Genomic DNA, 21,521 nt, shown 5'->3' with positions numbered 1-21,521 from the left:
TTGATATTCTGAGTCTAGGTTCAGGGGGCGGTTCACTAATACATAATGGGGACGACCTAAACTTTAGATACACATATACCAAGGGGGAAATTATAAACATGAGTTATCAACCAAAATCATACCGTAAGTTTCTAGCTACTTCATTAACAGCAGCAGTTGTTGCATCAGCGGTGGCAGTGCCTGTTCAAAACGTAGAAGCAGCGTCAAAGAGCTTCTCTGACGTAGGAGCAGATTTCTGGGCAGCTACTGAAATTGCTAACTTAGTAGATTTAGAAATTATTAACGGTTATCCGGATGGAACATTCAAGCCGAGTCAGAGCATCATTCGTGGTCAAGCAGCTGCAATGATTGCTTCTGCACTTAAGCTAGAAGTGTCTGAAACAGTAGAAGTTGCACCATTCGCTGACTTGTCAAAGGATAGCTACCATGCTCCAGTTGCACAAGCTATGAAAGATGCCAATATCATGAATGGTTACGCAGATGGAACATTCGGAAATGGTGATACATTAACACGTATGCAAATGGCTTCAATTCTTGTAAATGCATTCGGTTTCGAGGCGAACAACAAGAATGTTACAATTAATGACCTTGAGAAAGCAGATGCTAGTCATCGTGCAAACATTGAAATTTTAGCTCAAAATGGCATTACAAACGTAAACGATTTCCGCCCTAAAGAACCTGTAAGCCGTGCACAATTTGCGACATTTATTGATCGTGCGTTAGTTTTACAATATACACAAGAAGTTGGTCTTACTTCTGTTAACTTCGTAAATGATACAACAGTTGAGGTAACATTCAATCAAGAATTAGATGCAGCTGACGTAAAAGCTGAAGACTTCGTAATTGAGGGCCTTGAAGTAAAGGAAGCAACATTAAAGGCTTCAGAAGCAAGTGCTTCTAATGCAAGCAGCACCGTTGTTCTTACAACTTCAAAACAAGTTGAAGATACTCAGTATAAGCTTTCTTATAAAGGCAATCGGACGAGTTTAACTTTTACATCAGAAAAAGTAGAAGTGGAAGCGGCAACTGCTGTAACTGGTTTTGTACGTGATGGTTCTACAGCAGTTGAAGGTGTAACAGTTAAAGTTGGTAACAAATCAACAGTAACGGACAAAGAAGGTTTCTTCCACTTAGCTAACTTAACAGAAGGCGAGCAAGAAGTTACATTCAGCAAAACTGGATTCGAGCCTAAAGCTCAAAAAGTGACCCTTGTTAAGGATGAGGCAGTAACAGTCATCACTACAGGACTTAGTGCGTTATCAAAAGCAAACATCAGCGTTCAAGCTAACGTAGTAAACAAAGTTTCTGGTGCAGCTATTACTGAGGCAACAGTAGCAGTTGAAAAATTCAACCAAACAACTGAGAAGTGGGAAGTGCTTGATTTAGATACAGACCTTTCATTTATTGACGGTAAAATTGATATTGCAAATGCTGGAAACAAATTAAACTTCGGCGACAAGCTTCGCCTTCAAGTATCAAAGGATTATACAGCAAATCTTTCAAATGCTCTTAAAGCGACAGACTGGATCGAGTTCACATTGAAAGCTGATGGTGAAACGAATGTACTTGCTGGTATCCAAATGTCTACAGTCGGTTCAATGAATTTGACAGGTGTTGCGAAAAATCCTGCTGGGACAGTAGTTGAAGCAGCAACAGTAGAAATTCACAATGCAGATGGTAAAGTTGCAGAAGCAACAACAAATGCAAATGGGGAGTATAGTTTCTCTAACGTAACACTTCCAACTGGAACATATTCTGTGAAGGTTGATAACACAACAGATGCTCTATACCTTGGTCAAGTTTCAGTAACTGAAGGCCAAAATGCAGATCATAACGTAAATCTTGTTCAAGGAAATGCGCTTGACTTTACAGTAGCAGCTCAAGGTGTTAACGAAGTCTTAAACACAACTGGCTTAAAAGCTGAGCTTGTACAAAACGGTGCAGTAATCGCTGAAGGTACAGTTGATGGAAGCAAATTCTCATTCGAACGTATTCCAGCTGGTTCTTATACTGTAAAAGTAACAGGTGACTTTGTTCTTCCTACTGAATATGCATTGAATGTAACAAATAGCCAAGATGTGATTACTGAAGGTGACCGTGTTACACTTGCTGGTAACGTAGCGGTAACAACAGAAGCTGGCTCAACAGTTAAACTTCTACAAGGTAGCGAAGTAGTTGCTGAAACAAACGTAAACCATGCTGGTGTATACTCATTCAAGAGTGTTGAAGCCGGTGATTACAAAGTTGAAGTTTCTAAGTCTGGTAAGGTAACAAAAACAAATGACGTAACGGTTGCGAAAAACGCAACGGCAACAAGCGACGTAACTCTTGCAGATGTAGCGACAACTGCTAATGTTTCTGGTGTTGTTCGTGCAGAGGGTACCCTTGCAGCTGTTGCAGGTGGAACAGTTTCATTTTATGCAGTGTCTGTAGAAGGAAAAGAAGCTGGTGAATTTGTTGCTAGCACAACAATTGAATCTAGTGCTTACAGCCAAGAGCTTACTCCTGGTGCTTATCAAGTTGTTATTCGTGCAAATGGCGCTGAAACAAAAGCAACAAATGTAACAGTGGAAGCTGGTGACAACTTAGAAAACCGTAATCATGAGGTTGTAGTTGGTGGAAATGCCCAAGTTAAATTCTCATTTGTAGATGCTGCTGGTCAAGCGGTCGTAGTTAACGCTGATTCGGTAACACTTACTGATGCATACGCTGATGCTGATTCTACCGATGCAGGTAAAACGGTGACTGGAGATGCTGCTGAATTAACATTTAATAATCTTGCTGCTGGTACGTATCGTTTAGCGGTAACTGCTCAACAAGGTAAAGTGGATCACAGCTCGACAGTATCAATTGCAAAAGGCGAAGAAAAGGCAGTTGAAGTAAAACTTCAAAATGAAGTAGTTGCTGAGAAATCAAATGTAAACTTACTTGTCGTAAATGAAAACAATGTAAATGCTACAGGATTAGTTGCAGCCTTTGATAAGGACGGTAAATTAGTAGAATTAGCATCTTTAACTAGTGGTAATGCAACATTAGCTTTAGTTGATGGTTCTTACGATGTACGTGTATTCGTAAATGGTTATAACTCTGTAAAACGTGACGTAACGATTGCGGAGAATACAGTAAATGTACCAGTTATTCAACTACAAAAGTAATAGAAAACGAAGATCATAGGTTAACGCCTATGATCTTTTTTTTTTGGAAATGCTATCACAGAAAAATAGATTTGTCCTGCTGAGAGTAGAGTTAGAACATTTATTTTACATATAATGTAATAAAATGATGAGGATTTTCGTGTTGACGTAGTAGTTTAATTGACATATTCTACTAATAGATGACAAGTTATTTAGATTAAAAACTAGAAAACTTGATTATTAGATTAGATAGCGGATAACAGCAATGTTTTCACGTCTTCAGAGGAGAGATTGAATGATAGGGGTACATAGAAAAACAAAAATTGCGCTACTCACAGCCGTGACTTTTGTAATGTCTAGCACTTTAGCCTTTAACGGGGCTGCAAAAGTTGAGGCTGCTGGACAGCTTGTAGAAACGTTCCAGGTGTCACCTGGTGTTAAATATGTTGAGGAGCTTGTCTCAGCGGGTGGGGCTAACCGAAGAGCCAATGTATTAAATGTATCATTGACTGATCCTTTTACGAAGCTAGGGGTTAATGCCCCCCAGCCGTTTAGTGCAACAAGAACGACTACGCAACAAGCGAAGGATCGAACAGTATCTGGCTACCGTGTCGTGGGTGCCGTGAATGCCACGTTTTTTAATATGACGTCTACAGACCGGATGCCATTTAGCATTATTGCTGAACGAGATCATGTGATAAATTACGGAATCGTTTCGACGGACCGAAATTTTTATCGAAGTGAGCCAATCGCATTTGGTGTAAAAAGTGATGGAAAGGCTACTGTTGACCATTATGAAATTACATCAAAGGCTATTTTCAATAGTCAATCGTTAACTATCCACAATGTAAACTACATTCGTGATGTTAATGAGCTTATCGTCTATACACCTTCTCAAGCAAGCGGTCGTACGGGGACGAATTCGTACGGAGCCGAAGTTATTGTCCGCAATGCATCAAAGAATATGAAAAATTTAAAGTTTGGGGATAAGGTCACAGGAACCGTCGAAAAAGTAACGAAATATGGTGAAGGTGGAAATGCAGTGATACCAGCTGATGGTTTTGTCTTATCAGGACATGGTGCAGAAAACCTTGACAAGCTTGGGAAGCTGAAGGCTGGCGACCAAGTGGAAGTAACCCTAGATATTAATAGTACATGGAAGGGCGCTGAATTAATTCTCGGTAGCGGCCCACAACTTGTCCGAAATGGTCAAGTTAATATAACAATGAATGAATCAAACTGGCGTGCATCGCAACGTGTCGCTCGGACAGGCGTTGGTGTTGATAGCACGGGTAATAATGTTTTTATGGTAACGGTTAGTGCGATGACCATGCGTGAATTTGCGAATTATATGGTAACGCTTGGGGCAGACCGAGCTTTAAATTTTGATGGAGGCGGTTCAACAACGATGGCAGCTAGGCGCCATGGTCAAACCTTTGCGACCTTAGCAAATCGCCCCTCAGATGGAACCGAGCGTCGCGTTTCTGCTACATTACAAGCGGTAAGCACAGCACCACTATCTAAGCCGGCAACCATTCGGATGGAGGCAATCAGTCGTCCAGTCGTTGTTGGTTCAACGGTTACAGTGAAGCCTGGATTTGCCTTGGACGAGTATTATAATTCGGTTACATATAGTGAAAGCAACATATCATTTACTGTAACAGAAGGTGTGGGTGAGGTGAATGGTCTCAAATTCCGCGCATTGAAGGCAGGAGAAGGACGCATTCGTGCATCTTATGATGGAAGCCCTGTTGGAAGTCTACCGATTAAGGTGGTTAGCGGTTTTGACTCATTAGAGGTTCAACCTGGATCTTTAACTGTTAAACCAGGTACGACCCAAACCTTTAAAGCAACAGCAAAAAATAAACAGGATCCTCAACCAATTTTTGATAGCTCACTTGTTGAGTGGAAAGTACAAGGAAACATCGGAACAATCGATAGTAACGGACGTTTTGTGGCGGGCAATGAAACTGGTAGTGGAACAATTATTGCTTCCTTTAATGGAATCGAAAAACGAATTCCTGTTCTTGTGTCCACACAAACACAATTTAAAGATGTACCAACTGGATATTGGGCTTATAATGCATTATTGTTTTTAAAAGAACGCGATGTCCTTCGTGGATATAGTGACGGAACTGTTCAGCCATCATCAGAATTAACCCGTGCTCAGGCTGCAGCAATGCTCGTTCGTGAGTTTAACTTAAAGAATAATGGCATAACCTATCAAAATCCAGGATTCTCAGATATAGCAACCGATTATTATGCATATGATGATATAAAAGCCATTGCCGGAGCCGGTTTAATGACGGGGAAAGAAAGCGGTCGTTTTGATCCCAATGGTAAACTAACCCGCGCGCAAATGGCAGCAATTTTAACAAGAGCCTACAAGTTAAAAGCAATAGGAACCACACCAAGTTTCCCAGATGTATCAAAAGAGTACTGGGCTTATTCACAAATTGAGGCCTTGGCAACAAATGGCTTAACGGGTGGATATGCAGATGGACGATTCGGACCGGGAGACCACGTCACCCGCGCCCAATTCGCAGTCTTTTTAGAACGTGCCATCAAGAAGTAACCCACAATATGCCGAAGCTCCCTTCTCAGTGAGAGGGGAGCTTTTGTTTTGGTGTAGTGGGGAACTCGTTGAGAGAGGTGAAACTGATTCTGTATTGTTTCCAGGATGAAGGGATTTTTAGCTCATATCCTGAATCTAGTAATAATTGAAAGGAAGTGGTTATTTGATTGTTAAGCAGCGTGAAAAACCAACTAGTTTACTCCAACTCGAGGCCCTTATACGGCGCCTATCCTCAAACCATCCGAAAATGCCCGAATTAAAGAACAGCTAGCTAAAAACACAGCAGGTTTCAGAGGAGAAGAGTCACTCGATTATTTTCTGAGCTTTCTTCCTGAAAAAGACTATTACATGTTGCATGACCTCCGACTTTCTCATGGCCAACACATCTTTCAACTAGACACTCTCCTATTATCTACCTCTTTTATCTTAATTCTTGAAGTGAAAAATATTGTGGGAACGCTCTTTTTTGACACGGATTTTCATCAACTTATTCGTACTCAAGACGATCAGGAAGAAGCCTTCCCAGACCCACATCTTCAAATTCGACGTCAACAACAACAATTAAAAATGTGGCTGACTAAGCATAAGCTTCCCGACATTCCAATTGAATCCCTTGTTGTCATTGGCAATTCTCAATCAATTGTGCGCACCACCTCGAATCGAATCCTCCCAAGAGTTATCCGACGTGAATCCATTCCATTTAAAATCAAGGAGCTTGAAAAAAACTATCGAATAAACCGCCACTCAGATAAAGACATAAAACGAGCGATCCGCTTATTAAAACGAATGCATACTCCCCAAGAACGTTCAGTCCTGACTCAGTTTCAGTTAACGATTGAGGAAATCAAGCGAGGGGTTTTATGTCCCCGTTGCAACTACCTACCCCTCAGGCGAATTCCCGCGATGTGGCATTGTCTTGCATGCAATCAGAAAACTCGAACAGCTCATATTGACGCGCTAAAGGATTATTCACTCCTCATTTCCGAGACAATAACAAGTGCCGAAGCAAGAGCTTTTTTTAGGGATAAGAGATAAAGATGTTGCGTGGCGTTTCCTTTCCTCGATGAAGTTGCCGCACACAGGGACAAAAAAGGGGAGGATTTATCATTTGAAGTGAAATCGCGAATATCATGGGCAGAAACGCGAATAAATTGCTCGAAACCACGAATATCCTAGGCAGAAACGCGAATAAATTGCTCGAAACCACGAATATCCTAGGCAGAAACGCGAATATGTTGCTCGGAACCGCGAATAACCTGAGCAAAACCGCTCAACCGCCACCTCTCACTCAATCCGCCTACCCACCCCAGCTCATAGCAAAAAACCAGTCTCGAACGCGGTCCGAGACTGGTTTAGCTTATGAAAGTGGAACTGTTGCTTGCATTTCGCCATCGTAGTCATACATATCTGCTGTAAATAGCAGGGTTATTAGCTTACTTGTGTACGGAGGGACGTGCAAGGAGTCGAGCTCAAAGCTACTCCGTGTGATGGTCGTGCCATCCGGTGCTTTTAGTTCAACTGGCACTTGTTCAAGTTGGAGCGTATGCTCGTTCCCGTTTTGAATAAGAATCGTGACGAGCAGTAAGCCGTTTTCTTCTTTGGAGACGTTGAGAGAATGAAAACGAATCTTGCCAAACGGGGGAGCAGAGACCTTTAATGCTGCAGTTAGCAGTAGATTTACCGTATAAGCTGAATGATGTTTGCTCCAATCACCACGGGGGTCGAGCTGATGATACTTTCGCTCAGCTGATAAATCAAAAACTAAGCTCCAACCCTTTACGGATTCTAGCTGCTGAGTGACGTCGTTTGCTTCAAATGCGAATGTCCATGGTCGAGAGGTGAAGGCTGGTAGAACACCCAACCCCTCTAAGTGAAATAATTTGCGCGCAATGACGACACCTTGCTTATCTAGTAAAACAAGACTCGTCTCGCTAAACGAAATCGACTTTCCTGATCCATTCCGAACTATCGCGCTCACTTCATAGCCACCCAACGAGGTTGGTGTAGCGGAAACCCCGCAAAGGCCGATATCATTTTCGTGTAATTCAGGAGCATCTTGTAAAATAAATTGCAATGCATAATGATCTTCTTTTGAAAGATTCCAATTGCCTGGAATCGATAAGGGTGTATCAACAAGAGAGTGTTTCTTAAGTGGTTCACTAGAGTCCACATTATCTTGTCCGAGTAATGCTTTAGCAGATACCAAGGTTTGCTGTGCATGCTGCTTGTTCTCTTTTCTTGAGATAGCCACAACGATTGCCTCCTTAAGCTTCGAGGTGGGGGCGGATGTTTTTCGCGAAGTGAATACTCACATCGCGTTCAATTGTTTGATACATCAACTTAAAGAGTTCAAATCCTTCTCGGTTATAGATTCGCATAGGATCTTCTTGGCTATAACCACGGAGCCCAATTCCTTCTTTTAGCCGGGACATGTCTTCAATGTGTTGGAGCCAATGAACATCTAGGGACATAAGAACAATTTTTTTACAAAGGAATTGGATCTTGGCGTCGTCTGATTTGAGCTTTAAGAGGTCGATGTACTCGTCCACCTTCTCGCGCACATAGTCACTTACTTCCTTCTTATCTTGCATCTCTTTTGTGATAATTATGTCCTCATGTACAAAAACTTGGTTCAAACGGCCATTTAGCTCGCTAAGATTCCATTCATCTGGAAGAAGGCCCTCAAGACAGTATTGGTCAACATAACTTTGTGCTGCAGAGTGAAGCATTGGATACATAATAGTCATTGAATCGGCATCTGAGATTAACTTGTTACGTAAACTGTAAACGACATTACGTTGATCGTTAACTACATCATCGAGCTTTAACGTATATTCACGTGCAGCGTAGTTATGATTTTCACACATTCTTTGGGCTCGGTCTACAATGGTATGAATCTCTTCATTTAAGATTCTACCATGCTCATCGGTTCGGAGATTTGGTCGGAATTTCTCGATATCATCTTCACCGAAACGTAGTAAGATTTCATCTTCAATCGAAATGAACATTTGTGTTTCGCCAGGGTCTCCTTGGCGTCCTGAACGACCTTTAAGTTGGTTATCAATTCGTCGGCTTTCATGGCGTTCTGTTCCAATTACATACAGACCGCCTAGTTCCGCGACTCCATCACCAAGCTCAATATCGGTTCCTCGACCTGCCATGTTTGTTGCAATAGTTACTTGATTCATTTGTCCGGCTTGTGAAATGAGTGTGACTTCCTTTTCGACGCTTTTTGCATTTAACAGCTCGTAGGGAATTTGCTTATCATCTAAATATTGTGCCATCGTTTCCGATTGGATAATGGAAGTTGTTCCAATTAAAATTGGCTGCCCAGTTTTGTGGCGTTTTTCAACCTCTGTGACCACGGCTTTATATTTATCATCAATCGTCGCATAGACATAATCTTTTTGGTCTAGTCGAATACGCGGTTGGTTTGTAGGAACTTGAATTACGTCCATTGCATAGAGCATTTGAAACTCTTTTTCTTCCGTCTTTGCTGTGCCTGTCATGCCACACATTGTGGGGTACATTCGGAAATAGTTTTGAATGGTAACGACAGCCTGCGTTTTATTTTCCTCAGTAATTTCAACGCCTTCCTTCGCTTCAAGCGCTTGATGAAGGCCATCGCTAAAGGAACGCCCTTCCATGATGCGTCCTGTAAACATGTCAACAAGTTGAATTTCACCATCTTTGACAATGTAGTCAACATCGCGTTTAAACATGACATGAGCACGAACCGACTGCAGGACAAAATGGAAAAGGGTTTGGTGTTCTAGATCATATAAATTATCAACACCAAAGGCACGTTCCACCTTGGTGATTCCATCATCTGTTAAACTCACAGATTTCATAAGAGAGTCATAAATGTAGTCTTTTTCTCTTTTAAGGCCACGAGCAAACTTTGCACAAACGTTATAAAGACTCGGATTTACAGATGTCTTACCAGCAATAATTAACGGCGTTTTTGCTTCGTCAATTAATACACTGTCAATTTCATCAATAATGGCAAAGTGAAAAGGACGCTGGGATTTTTGTTCGTTGCTGTACATCATATTGTCACGTAGATAGTCGAATCCAAATTCGTTGCCAATCCCGTATGTAATATCGGCTTGATAGGCCTCCTGTTTTTCTTCGGGACCAAGGTTTGGAATATTCAAACCAACCTTTAGACCAAGAAATTCGTGGACTTTTCCGATTTGCTCTTTGTCTCGTGTGGCAAGATATTCATTTACAGTGATGACGTGTACGCCTTTTCCTTCAAGTGCACGCAAATAGCTTGGAAGGGAAGCGACTAAGGTTTTACCTTCTCCCGTTGGCATTTCTGCAATATCACCATCATTTAAAACGAGTCCACCAATTAACTGGACATCATAGTGACGCAAACCGAGCACACGCTTTGATGCTTCGCGAACGACAGCAAAAGCTTCTACTTTTATATCATGAACGGTTTTTCCGTCTGTAATTTGTTGTTTAAACTGACCTGTTTTATCTTGAAGCTGCTCATCTGTCAGCGCTTCAATCGTTGGTTCTAATGCATTGATTTGTTCAACGAGCTTACGAAATTTCTTGATTTTTCGTTCTTGCCCGTCGCCAATTAATTTTTTTAAAGATGATAACATCAGATACTCTCCTTCATATAAGTTGCTATCCCTAAGTATAACATTTATTACAGCAAAGAACAGTAGGGGGTCAATGCCAAGGGTTTGTGAAATAGTTTATAAACCTTTTATTTTTCGCATTTTTTTTAGTAGGACACTAAAAAACCATCCTAGAAAAATATAGTAAAATTGTGAAATAATAATTGGTAAATTGTAAGAATTTTGCTATACTATATCCATATGTTTACAGATATTCAGTAGTTTTCTAAGGGGGGGTATAGCCGAAGCACGAAGATGAATATGAAAACAATATTCCTTTTAGGGAGGGGCACTATTTACATGAAAGCACTAAAAAAATATGTATTCATTCCAACACTAATTCTTGCAGTATTGGCTACCTTTTATACCCCTGCTGTACAGGCTGGTCCGCTCGTAAAGACGGCTGGAACAGAAAAAAGCTATGCGGAAATTTATGAGCGATTAGGTTTAGAACCACCAGAGGAAGTAGAGGCAGCAAAAAAGGAAGAGGATCAGTCTTTCTATAGTAAGGATACATTTGTTGTAAAGCTAGATAAACCCCTAACAAGCGCTGAACATCGTCGCTTAGGTGGCCAAGTTATTAAACGTATTAATAGCTTAGGGTTTGATGTGATTCAGGTACGTGATGGAAAGTCCATCGAAACGGTGATGGAAACTTACGCAAAGCTTGAGAGTATTGAATCTGTTTCTCCAAGTGCAGTGATTCAAAAGTTTGCTCAAGATCCGAAGGTAGATACAATGTATCACCTCCCGCTTCTTAACATTAAAGAAGCGCAGAAATTAGCTGGGGATCATAAAGTGAAAGTAGCTGTTATCGATACGGGGGTCGATTATGATCATCCAGAGTTAAAAAATAAGGTCATAGCTGATATGAATGTGGCCGAGCCATTACGTCGCGGTACAAAGGATAGCCACGGGACACATGTTGCAGGCTTAGTTGCTGCAGAGGCTGAAAATGGTGCAGGCGGAATGGGGGTTAACCCGAATGCAGATATTGTTTCGATTGACGTGTTTAATGGTGGCTGGGGAACATCAGATTATGCGATTGCCGAGGCACTAATGATCGCTGTTGAGCAGAAGGTTGATATTATTAATTTAAGCTTAGGTGGACCTGGAACAAAGGTGATGGAAGAGGCTGTTGATAAAGCACTAGAAGCGGGTATTACAATCGTTGCAGCAGCCGGTAACAATGGTATGAGTGATTACCCTAGTTTCCCAGCAGGATATGACGGTGTTATAAGTGTAGGAGCAACGGATGAAAACAATGAGCTTGCTTTCTTCTCTAACTATGGACCTTCTATTGATGTTGTTGCGCCAGGTTTTGAAGTGTATAGCTCAGACTTTTTACCTTACAAAGGCTCTTCTTATAATCGTTATTCAGGAACGTCGATGTCTTCACCAATCGTCGCAGGGGTTGCTTCGCTTCTTTTGTCAAAGCATCCTGATTTAACGCCGGTTGAAGTAATGTATGTCTTGCAGCAATCTGCAAAAGATTTAGGTACACCTGGTTTTGATACGAAGTATGGCTTCGGTCTCATCGACGCGGTTGCTGCACTTAAATTTGATGTGTCTTCGATTCCTGATTTACCAATCGTTGATAAAGCAGATTTAGTGTCAAAAGCAGAATATGTTGAACTTGGCGAAAAAGGCTTTGATACATCAGGAACAATTGAATTACCAGGTGAAACACATTGGTGGTCTGTTAATGTCCAAAAAGGTGAGCTCGTTCAGCTTCTTCTTGACGGGACAGATCCGTTCGACTATAAAGCAGTCATTCATTATTATCGTTTAGGGGAACAAACTCCTAGTGATACGTTTAAAGTCAATGATGTGATTGACGGTAAGACAGAGGGTTATTTATTTGAGGCTGACGAAGCCGGAACGATTGTTATTGGTGTGAAAGATGCTTATAACAAGTATAAAGAAGACGGATCGTCGATCTTTAACTTATCTCTAGCAAAATATGAAAATTACTTAGATGATGGAAATAATAAAGAAAACCCACACTATATTGAGGGGCTCCCGTTTGAATCAGAGGATCCATTGTACGTAGCTGATCTGGAGGGGGATAGTGATTATTTCCGCTTTACTGTGGAAGAGCCACAAATTGTTGAAGTCAATGTTTCGGGAATCCCGGGAGTTGACCCGTCTCTTCTAGTTTACTTTGCTGAAGAATTTGACCAAGTGTTAACAGACGAAATGCTTGAAGGGATTCCAGAAGAGTATTTAGAGGAAATAATGAATATGGAGCCATGGCCGTTCCAATCCTCTAACTTTAAAGGAGTCGGTGAAGGCGAAACGCTCTCCTTTGAAGCGATGCCAGGCCAAGAATATGTAGTTGAAGTAACAGGTCAGCCTGATTATTATTATGATCCATTTTTCATGATGTATGATCCGTATTATGAAGAGATGAAAGCGAAATCCTCTCATGTTCCATATGAAATCAGCATCGCATCAGGAGAAGTACCGCAAGATGAGGACATGTATCCGATGGATGGAGGCATGTATCCTGAAACCGGTGAGTATAGTGAAGAAGTTGAAGTGCCAGCAGAGCCCACGGATATTCCAAGTTTCTTAAAGAAGCAGCAAATGTCGAAGCAAGTTCTTGATTGGTTATATAATGATATGTTCTATTATGATAATGGGATCGACCCAGAAGAGATTCTAGAGATGGCAATGCCGTATGAAGTTGGCGATGAACTATCAGCTTATTTCCAATATAGCTATGATGTAGATTTAATGAAAGTTACCCCAGAGCAAGACGGGATCTACGAATTTAGTTGGACAGACGCACAAACAGCTACACCGATTATGGAAGTGTTTAAATACAATGAAGAAGAGAATCGATTCCAATACCTAACAGACTCTTATTGGGGATATTATGGAGAGATTAAAGATAACAACTTTACCGTCGGACTTGAGGGCGGTGAAACGTATATTTTCTACGTTTCAAATCGTTATTATCAACCTTCATTAAATGAATACACAATCACCTCAAAACCATTAATTGAAAATCCGTCTGATGCTTATGAATCAAACAACTCACCAAAAAAGACGAAGGCTCTACCAGACTATGCGTTTACTGGTAACTTTGCGTTAACTGGTGATGTGGATATGTTTTATTTTGAGGCGGATAAAGATGAAGTGTTAGGATTTTATGTTGAAGTATTAACAGGGAATCGTCATAAGCAACGTGGCGTTTCAGATGAATTGTACAAAACGATTGATCCACTAGTCGTTGTGATCGAGGATGTAGATGGAAAAGGTGAAGTTAACATGGAAAGTCCATCTTATATGTTCGACCGCGGCTGGGATGATGAAGATGAATATGGTTCGTTTAAAGTAAAAAAAGGAAAAGGTTATTTCATTATTTTAGAAAACTGGATAGCGGATCCGTCGTTAACACCTTACCGTATGACGGTGGCACCTGCACAGCAAGGAACAAAGTCAACAAAGCCAATAGCTGAACAAGCAGAGAAGCTTGTTGCGAATGGCGCGAATAGATGGTCCACAACAGGTTATTTAAAGGCTGGTATCCAAGGTGGAGATACAGGCTACTATTCATTTAAGCTAGAGGAAAAGTCAGAAGTGAAAGTGACCTTTGATGTACCACTTGATATTGACGGGGAATTAACTCTGTACAACAAAGATGGTAAAGTTATTAGACAATCAAAAGTCCATTCTCAAGGAGATTCAGAGGTTATTTTAACGACACTTGAAAAAGGATCGTATTATCTTGGTGTCAAAGATATTGAAGGAAATCCAAGCATTCGTCCTTATCATGTGACGGTTGATGTTCTATCAAAATAACAAATTGGGAGTCTAGTATGATATACTAGACTCTTTCTTACTTCGATGACAACGAAAGGATGAAGAATGTGAAGGTTTCAATGAAGATCGTTCTTACGATCATCGCGTTATTTCTTTTCTCGCCGGCACTTGTTTCAGCAGGAGACAACGGCACCGTTCAAGACCGAAAGGCTTTAATAACAGAGCTCTCCTTAAAGAAGGGGGTACCGGCTGAGATTGTTAAAGCAATCGCTTATCAGGAAACAGGCATGCGCCAGTTTGATGACAACGGCAAGCCGATTATGAACGCAAATGAAGACGGTGGCATTGGGATTATGCAGGTAACCATGAATGCAGCTGAAATTGAGCAAAAGGGCATTGATGTCCAGCGCTTGAGCAATGATATGGCTTATAATATTGAAATTGGGATTGAACAATTAATAGAAAAGAAGCTTTGGTCCGGAAATCGCATTCCTGCTTTTAGTACAGGATCGATGAATTCTTCTCTAGAAGATTGGTATTTTGCTGTAATGGCCTATAATGGCTTGGAGCAACGTAATGATCCAGCGCGTTCTGCAAGCACGTATCAAGACAGAGTCTATCAAATTATTGAAAGTCGCAGCCTGCTAAAAACAAATCCTCCAAGCAGTTTTGCTGTTAGCTATAATGAGAATGGTAATATTATGAGATTCGATGAGTCTCAGCGTGTTGTTCCATTTCATGAACGTTTAATGACAGAGACCACTCTAACTTTTAAACCGGGGCAACGAGTGTTTACGTTTAACCCGAGTCGAGCAGCGATTAATTTACGAAGTGAACCGAATACGTCATCTACTCGGACGACGATTCCTCACGCTTATCCACTAGAAATAGTGAGTGGGCCACTGTATGATAATAATCCTGATCATCACTTTGCCTTCTTTGAAGTGAAACGCTTAGATACAAACGAGACAGGCTTTATTGCTTCATCGTATTTACGAAAAGGGGAAATTTCGATTTTTCCTGATATTTCCTCGAGCAATCATGAAATGAGAGAAGCTGTGGCATTGCTTGAATCTCGTAATGCGTTAAATGGTTATGCTGATGGTAGATTTGGCACAAATCGTCCGTTGCAACGTCTGCATGCGGCAGTTATCCTCGTAAATGAACTCGGCTTAACGATGCCTTCTGGCTATAAAGTTAAGGCGACTGATCATGGTGATCATTCCGCGATCCAAATTGCTGAGGCTCATGGGTTGTTAACACCATATGCTGATGGCAAAATTCGTCCTCGTGACGCATTTCGTCGCTCGCAAATGGCGATTGTGCTAAATCGTGTCTATGGCGATCGGTTTGAAGAGCCAACGGAGAAAACCCGTTTTACGGATATTGACGAGAGCTTTGAAAGCTATGATGTAATCAATCGTCTTGCATTTAATGGTGTAACGAGAGTTGAAGATGCATTTCGTCCGAATGAAGCGATTCGCCGCGGTCAATTTGCCCTCTTTTTAAATCGGGTAGATGAGCTTTTATTTGAAAATTAAAGAGAACAAGGATGCAACTTGTTTACTAGTGTTTGAGCAAAGATGTTTCAAAAGGTATTAACCTTTTGAAACATCTTTTTTTGTTTAGGGATAGATACCTTTTCCAAAAAAAGATTGACAGTTTATAAAAGAGGACTATAATTAACCTCATGTGAGGAAAGCTGACATATAACATTTAACTTTAAGTGAGGTTACTATCGTGAAAAAAATAGAGGCAATAATTCGTCCACAAAAATTAACAGAGACGATCAAGCAATTAAAGGATAGAGGGATTACTGGATTTACTGTGAGTCAGGTGGTTGGTCGTGGCCAAGAGGCAGATGGAAAAGGTGTGTATCGTGGTCAAAATTATAAAGTGACGTTACATCCTAAAGTGAAATTAGAAATTGTTTTATCTGATTTCATGGTAGATGCCACGATTGAGACCATTACGCGAGCTGCACAAACAGGTGAAAACGGTGACGGGAAAATCTATGTCTATCCGATTTTAGAAGCCTTTAATATTCGTACAGGTGAGCCGGATACTACTGTTGACGATTTAATTAGAGGAAAGGAGTAGACATTGATATGGAATTAATCTATTTGAATACCGTTTGGATTGTAATTGCCGCAGCAATGGTTTTATTTATGGAGGGTGGTTTTAGTTTGCTAGAGGCTGGACTCGTGCGAACGAAAAATGCTGTAAATATAACGATGAAAGTTTTTGTTGATTTAACAATTGGAGCTTTAGCCTTTTGGTTAATTGGGTTCGGTATCATGTTTGGGGAAGACGCATTCGGTTTTATTGGGACAAGCTTATTTGGAACACCTAGTAATATTGAGTTAGGTCTCGCTCTTCCAAATGAGGCGTTTATTTTGTTTCAAACGGGATTTGCAGTTGCTTGCATTTCAATTATTTCTGGAGCAGTGGCGGAGCGAATGAACTTCAAAGCTTATATTATTACAGCTGCTCTCATCACATTAATTGTCTATCCGTTATCTGGTCACTGGGTCTGGAGTGAGAATGGGTGGTTGGCTCAACTAGGAATGCTCGACTTTGCAGGATCTTCTGTCATTCATGGAATGGGTGGATTTGCTGCACTTGCAATGGCTTGGGTACTTGGTCCACGTAGAGGGCGTTTTAATTCTGACGGTAGTGCGAATGTGTTTGCACCAAGTAATATTCCGCTTGCGTCTGCGGGTACTTTTATTTTGTGGTTTGGTTGGTTTGGCTTTAATGCGGGAAGTACGTTGGATGCTTCTGATGGATCCCTAGCGTTAATTGCTTTAAACACAATGATGGCTGCTGCAAGTGGTGGATCTGTGGCTTTGCTACTAACCATGTTCAAATATCAAAAAGCGGATCCGAGTATGACAATCAATGGTGTTCTTTCGGGCTTAGTCGCGATTACAGCAGGTTGTGCGTTTGTTGATACGTGGAGTGCCATTTTAATCGGTGCAATAGGTGGGGGCATTGTGGTTTACGGAACATTGTTAATTGATGGACTGAAAATTGACGACCCTGTTGGAGCGGTTTCTGTTCACGGATTAAATGGAGTATTTGGAACAATTGCGGTTGGCTTATTTCATACAAATGCTGGCTTGTTTACAACGGGAAGCTTTTCGTTACTAGGTGTGCAAGTATTAGGTGCGCTTACGATTGCTGGGTGGGGCTTGGTCGGTGGTCTGGCTATTGCCAAAGTAGCACAAATGCTCGTTGGGTTACGGGCATCGGCTCGAGAGGAAGAAGAAGGATTGGATATGGCTTATCATGGGATCCCGGCTTATAACGAGTTGGAACGCTTTGCTGATATTCCATCAAGTCTTTATGATTTTCAAGAAACAACAGGGATTACTGTCGCTCAATCCAATCAGAAAAAAGAAGTAGTAAACCAGTAACAACTCTTACGGTAATTTTAGTTAATAAATGAATAGAAAAGGGTGTCCCTATTCGGACACCCTTTTGTGAAACCTAAAAACTATACTCTTTAAAACGATCGTCTAAGCTGCGAGCAATAAAGAGTGAGAACTGAGCTCTTGTTGTGACTTCATTTGGACGAAAGGCTTGACCAACCTGGGTTGTTACACCATTCGCTGCTAAAGTGTTAATATCGTTGTACGCCCAGAAGGAACGATTAATGTCTTTGAACGGAGCAAATATAGCGGGAGGGGCATAATTAAATGCGCGGTTAAGCATCGCAGCCATTTGTCCGCGTGTCACATCGGCATTTGGTGATAGTTTACCAGAGTTACCTGACATAATTTCTTCTTTTTCAAGCGCACGGAAGTAATTGTATGCCCAGTGATTGCTTGGTACGTCAGTTGCCTTTAGGTTGTAAGAAGAAGAAGCTTTTAAATTTAGAGCCTCAACAATAATTTTTGCTGCTTGGGCACGAGTGATAGCTTCATCAGGATTGAATCTATTATCAGCGGTACCAGATACATAGCCTTGTTCCGTTAAATAAACAATCGCATCATAGGCAAAGTGACTATGAGAAACATCTTGGTATGGGCTAGGGACTGCTTCGACAGCTTTCTCTGGTACACCAGCCTCCTCCTCACTTTCTTCTCCTCCATCAACTGTGTCTTCTACTGCAGGTGCTTCAATTGTTGATTCAGTACCCTCGGCAAATGTCTGAGAAGCAAGAATAAGTGAAGCAGCTAGAGCCATGCTTGTTATTCCGCTAATTTTTGTTTTTCGTTTCATCGCTTACGTCCTCCTCTATGTAATTTCAAATATTTTCATATATATCCATCTTAATGAAATTCGGAAAATAAGTAAATGGATTACTAGAAATAAAAAAAGAGCCTAGAAATTACGAGGCTAGGAAAAGTCCCTTTTAGCAGATTCGAGGCAGTAGCAATGGCTCGACACATTGCGTGCCTGCTACGTGAAACTTACTCATAGTAAGCTTAGGACAAAGCAACTGTTCCGAAAATTGCTTAAAGGCCATTGAAAAAAGGTGAAAATCGCACCTTTTTTCAATGGCCTCAACATTACTCAGACTCTTTCGTTGCTGTTGAAAAGAAGCTTTGGTAAAGGCCAAATGCCTCTGTTCCATATGTCTCAAGGAATTCAGTTGTTGGCGAGTAGGCTTTTAATAAATAGTCATTGGCCTGATCGAATTCTCCCATTTGTTCAAGAACATAACTGATGTTGTAAAAAACTAGTGCATCCTCAGGGTCTAAAGAGGCGAGAGTTAGATAGTGTTCTATGCTTTCTTCATATTGCTCATCCATCATATAAGCAAGTGCAAGCGCCTGTATGGTTTGCTTATTAAAATCTTCTTCCTTTGTAAGTAACTCTTCTTCAAGGTCAAATAATATCTGCATGCCAGTTTCTATCTGCTCATTGGTATGAAGTAACAATGAAGCATAATGAACCGCATTTCGTTGATGAGTAGGATCAAGTTCATATTGTCTTTTTGCAGATTCTATAGCATCTGCTAGAAGTTGCGGTGACGGATCCTGAACTTGCTGAACATGGGCAAGTAACGCCTCATAGTAACGCTCTGTAAACATCGCAGCTTGTTCCTCTTCATTGGCAAGTAGATAACGCAAGTAAATAATGACCTCATTATAATATCCAGCCTCAATTTCATCTTCCATAATGCTATTAACATTTTCCGTCGTTAATTCCTCTAAACGGAAGCGTGTAGCTAAATCTTGTACAACAGCTTCTTGGAAAATGAATTCTTCATCATCATAGCCATAGGTTTCGGTATCGATTTTATTTTCCGCTGCAAGCTTGCGTTCCATATTCATGGTCGAACAACCAACTAACCATGTAATGCATGTTATCAGTATTAATATCTTCACTATTTGTTTCATATTTCCCCACCTTATTTATCAATCCAATGGTTTTATTTTAGCTGATTTATTATAAAAAGGAAAGAGAGGACCCGTATCTACAAAAATTTGTAGAATGACTCGAAATTTCTTGGTAATGATCCGATATAAGATATGTAATTACCAAATAAAACGTTTTTGGAAAGATTGTAAGTCTTATTTACCTTTAATCCATCGACGATATCTATGTGAATATGACTATTTTTGATAAATTTCTAAAAAAGATAGTTTCACATATTTATACATGGTATTCTATGACAAAGAGAATAGAAACTTTTGACAGTAGGAGGGCATTAGATTGTTCAAAAAGGTTATATTAACATCGCTGGTCGTGATTCTCTTTCTTCCAATTCTAGCTTTAGACTCAGTCAAGGTGTCAGCGCAAGGAACGTTTAGTGATGTTCCAGCTGGTACATGGGGACACGATGAAATCAATTTTTTAAACGATAACAGAATTGCCACTGGCTATTCTGATGGTACGTTTAAACCAAATGCTACTTTAACAAGGGCTCAAGCTGCGGTCATAATGACGAACGCACTTAGGCTAGGTAGTAAAACGGTTACTCGTCCAACATTTCCAGATGTGTCAACTGATTATTGGGCGTCTGGGGCAATTGAGCAAGCTGCAAGTTTAGGTATTTTTAAAGGGCGAGATGGTCGCTTTCATCCAAGTGAGAAGATTAGTAAGGCGCAAGTTGCAACAGTATTGTCACGTTCATTTGGATTGACGGGGGTTTCTGCAAGTGGATTTTCAGATGTTACTAGTAATTTCTGGGCTATCAATCAAATCTCAGCACTAGAAACAAATGGTATTATCGAAGTGTCAGGATCGTTTGAACCGAATAAAGCAGCAACTCGTGCAGAATTCTCGGCATTTGTTGCTCGGGCAATTGAACCAAAATTCCGTGTTGAAAATTCCGAGAAAGTACTTTATCAAGGAAAAGTTGTCAATACGAGTAATACATTAAATGTACGTTCGAAACCAGCAATGGATGGAACGATAATGGGTCGTCTTCAACTTGGAGCGGCGGTTGAAGTATTAGGAGAAACAGGAAGCTGGTTGAAAATAAAGTTCCAACAAGGTTCGGGGTATGTTTATCGTGATTACATAGCGAAGACATCAAGTAGTGGTGTACCATCTACACCAACACCGGCACCAACACCGGCACCAACACCTACACCACCTTCGACAGAAAAGAAGATTATTGCTGAAGGCCGTGTTACAGCAACTTCCCTTAATGTCCGCGAGAAGGCAAGTGCAACCTCGACGACAGTTGGAAAGTTAGCAAAAGGTGACACCGTTAGTATTTATGAGTATGAGGGTAAGTGGGCACTCATTAAATATCAAGGCAAATGGGCTTATACCCATATTGATTATTTAGTTATTCGTAACCCTGGTCAAGACGGATTGAAAAATCTAGTTATTGCCATTGACCCTGGGCATGGTGGGAAAGACCCTGGAGCCGTTTCCAACGGATTGAAGGAAAAAGATGTTGTTCTAGCAGTTGGTCTTTTGGTAGAGAAAAAGTTACTAGCTGCAGGTGCTAAGCCGCTTATGACACGAAGTGATGACCGCTTCATTGAGCTAAGTGACCGTTCTAAAATTGCAAACAATGCAAATGCAGCAATTTTTGTAAGCATTCATGCGAATGCTGCTGGAGCAACATCAGCTAATGGTACAGAAACATTTTGGAACAATGTGTATTCTAGTGATGAAAGTAAGGATCTTGCTACGAAAATTAACACGCGCCTTATTGAATCATTGAAGATGAAGGATCGCGGTGTCAAAGAAGCTAGCTTCTCTGTTATCCGTTCATCGAAAATGCCGAGTGTGCTACTTGAGCTCGGATTTATGACAAATAGTGGCGATGCTGCGAAAATGAAAGAAGCTGATTTTAATGAAAGAGCAGCTGAAGCCATTTTCAAAGGTATTGAAGACTACTATTCTTGGTAAAAGCAAGAGCGCCTATGATGCCTAACGTCATAGGCGCTCTTTTTTTGTACAGAAATTATTGAATTATTAAGGAAACATCCT

At 40.9% G+C, this 21,521-nt stretch carries 12 protein-coding genes; 8 read left to right on the top strand and 4 right to left on the bottom strand.

Annotation, left to right across the window (positions count from 1 at the left end; translation table 11 throughout):
- Positions 1 to 98: 98 nt before the first annotated feature.
- The 3 genes from CEF19_RS07315 to CEF19_RS07305 all read left to right on the top strand — a co-directional run bounded on the left by CEF19_RS07315 (position 99) and on the right by CEF19_RS07305 (position 6,744).
- Complete coding sequence (locus CEF19_RS07315; protein WP_100405492.1) at positions 99 to 3,155, top strand: carboxypeptidase regulatory-like domain-containing protein; 3,057 nt, start codon at positions 99 to 101, stop codon at positions 3,153 to 3,155.
- A gap of 274 nt (positions 3,156 to 3,429) precedes the next feature.
- Positions 3,430 to 5,709, top strand: a complete 2,280-nt coding sequence (locus CEF19_RS07310) for an S-layer homology domain-containing protein (RefSeq protein ID WP_100405491.1) — start codon at positions 3,430 to 3,432, stop codon at positions 5,707 to 5,709.
- Positions 5,710 to 5,937: 228 nt separating this feature from the next.
- Positions 5,938 to 6,744: a nuclease-related domain-containing protein gene (locus CEF19_RS07305; RefSeq protein ID WP_100405490.1), complete on the top strand. Its 807-nt coding sequence runs from the start codon at positions 5,938 to 5,940 to the stop codon at positions 6,742 to 6,744.
- Between the two features lie 322 nt (positions 6,745 to 7,066).
- On the opposite strand, the gene CEF19_RS07300 is transcribed toward CEF19_RS07305, so the two are convergent.
- Positions 7,067 to 7,960 (bottom strand): SLAP domain-containing protein, encoded by an 894-nt coding sequence (locus CEF19_RS07300; RefSeq protein ID WP_100405489.1) that lies wholly within the window; start codon positions 7,958 to 7,960, stop codon positions 7,067 to 7,069.
- Positions 7,961 to 7,973: 13 nt separating this feature from the next.
- Positions 7,974 to 10,328 (bottom strand): accessory Sec system translocase SecA2, encoded by a 2,355-nt coding sequence (gene secA2, locus CEF19_RS07295; RefSeq protein ID WP_100405488.1) that lies wholly within the window; start codon positions 10,326 to 10,328, stop codon positions 7,974 to 7,976.
- Between the two features lie 318 nt (positions 10,329 to 10,646).
- On the opposite strand from secA2, the gene CEF19_RS07290 reads away from it, so the two are divergent.
- The 4 genes from CEF19_RS07290 to CEF19_RS07275 all read left to right on the top strand — a co-directional run bounded on the left by CEF19_RS07290 (position 10,647) and on the right by CEF19_RS07275 (position 17,536).
- Positions 10,647 to 14,156 carry a S8 family peptidase gene (locus tag CEF19_RS07290; protein WP_157800896.1) on the top strand — a complete coding sequence of 1,170 codons (3,510 nt, stop codon included), beginning with the start codon at positions 10,647 to 10,649 and terminating at the stop codon, positions 14,154 to 14,156.
- Positions 14,157 to 14,224: 68 nt separating this feature from the next.
- Positions 14,225 to 15,658, top strand: a complete 1,434-nt coding sequence (locus tag CEF19_RS07285) for an S-layer homology domain-containing protein (RefSeq protein WP_227521939.1) — start codon at positions 14,225 to 14,227, stop codon at positions 15,656 to 15,658.
- Positions 15,659 to 15,857: 199 nt separating this feature from the next.
- Positions 15,858 to 16,217, top strand: a complete 360-nt coding sequence (locus CEF19_RS07280; protein WP_100405485.1) for a P-II family nitrogen regulator — start codon at positions 15,858 to 15,860, stop codon at positions 16,215 to 16,217.
- A gap of 8 nt (positions 16,218 to 16,225) precedes the next feature.
- Complete coding sequence (locus CEF19_RS07275) at positions 16,226 to 17,536, top strand: ammonium transporter (protein WP_100405484.1); 1,311 nt, start codon at positions 16,226 to 16,228, stop codon at positions 17,534 to 17,536.
- Positions 17,537 to 17,609: 73 nt separating this feature from the next.
- Here the strand turns inward: CEF19_RS07275 and CEF19_RS07270 are convergent, their stop codons facing one another.
- Together CEF19_RS07270 and CEF19_RS07265 are read right to left on the bottom strand one after the other, a co-directional pair.
- Positions 17,610 to 18,344 (bottom strand): S-layer homology domain-containing protein, encoded by a 735-nt coding sequence (locus tag CEF19_RS07270; protein WP_100405483.1) that lies wholly within the window; start codon positions 18,342 to 18,344, stop codon positions 17,610 to 17,612.
- A 290-nt stretch (positions 18,345 to 18,634) separates the two neighbouring features.
- Positions 18,635 to 19,468: a tetratricopeptide repeat protein gene (locus CEF19_RS07265; protein ID WP_100405482.1), complete on the bottom strand. Its 834-nt coding sequence runs from the start codon at positions 19,466 to 19,468 to the stop codon at positions 18,635 to 18,637.
- Positions 19,469 to 19,784: 316 nt separating this feature from the next.
- On the opposite strand from CEF19_RS07265, the gene CEF19_RS07260 reads away from it, so the two are divergent.
- Positions 19,785 to 21,440 (top strand): N-acetylmuramoyl-L-alanine amidase, encoded by a 1,656-nt coding sequence (locus CEF19_RS07260; RefSeq protein WP_100405481.1) that lies wholly within the window; start codon positions 19,785 to 19,787, stop codon positions 21,438 to 21,440.
- The last annotated feature ends 81 nt before the right edge of the window (positions 21,441 to 21,521 follow it).

The organism is Bacillus solitudinis (assembly GCF_002797395.1).
GTDB classification, from domain to species: domain Bacteria; phylum Bacillota; class Bacilli; order Bacillales; family Bacillaceae_D; genus Halalkalibacter_A; species Halalkalibacter_A solitudinis.
This window is presented reverse-complemented; position numbering and strand designations above follow the sequence as displayed.

What these genes read in the sequence shown, in the direction of transcription:
- CEF19_RS07290 (WP_157800896.1), top strand. Translation starts at nt 10,647, where the DNA reads ATGAAAGCACTAAAAAAATATGTATTCATTCCAACACTAATTCTTGCA.
- CEF19_RS07275 (WP_100405484.1), top strand. Translation starts at nt 16,226, where the DNA reads ATGGAATTAATCTATTTGAATACCGTTTGGATTGTAATTGCCGCAGCA.
- secA2 (WP_100405488.1), bottom strand. Translation starts at nt 10,328, where the DNA reads ATGTTATCATCTTTAAAAAAATTAATTGGCGACGGGCAAGAACGAAAA.
- CEF19_RS07310 (WP_100405491.1), top strand. Translation starts at nt 3,430, where the DNA reads ATGATAGGGGTACATAGAAAAACAAAAATTGCGCTACTCACAGCCGTG.
- CEF19_RS07315 (WP_100405492.1), top strand. Translation starts at nt 99, where the DNA reads ATGAGTTATCAACCAAAATCATACCGTAAGTTTCTAGCTACTTCATTA.
- CEF19_RS07270 (WP_100405483.1), bottom strand. Translation starts at nt 18,344, where the DNA reads ATGAAACGAAAAACAAAAATTAGCGGAATAACAAGCATGGCTCTAGCT.
- CEF19_RS07265 (WP_100405482.1), bottom strand. Translation starts at nt 19,468, where the DNA reads ATGAAACAAATAGTGAAGATATTAATACTGATAACATGCATTACATGG.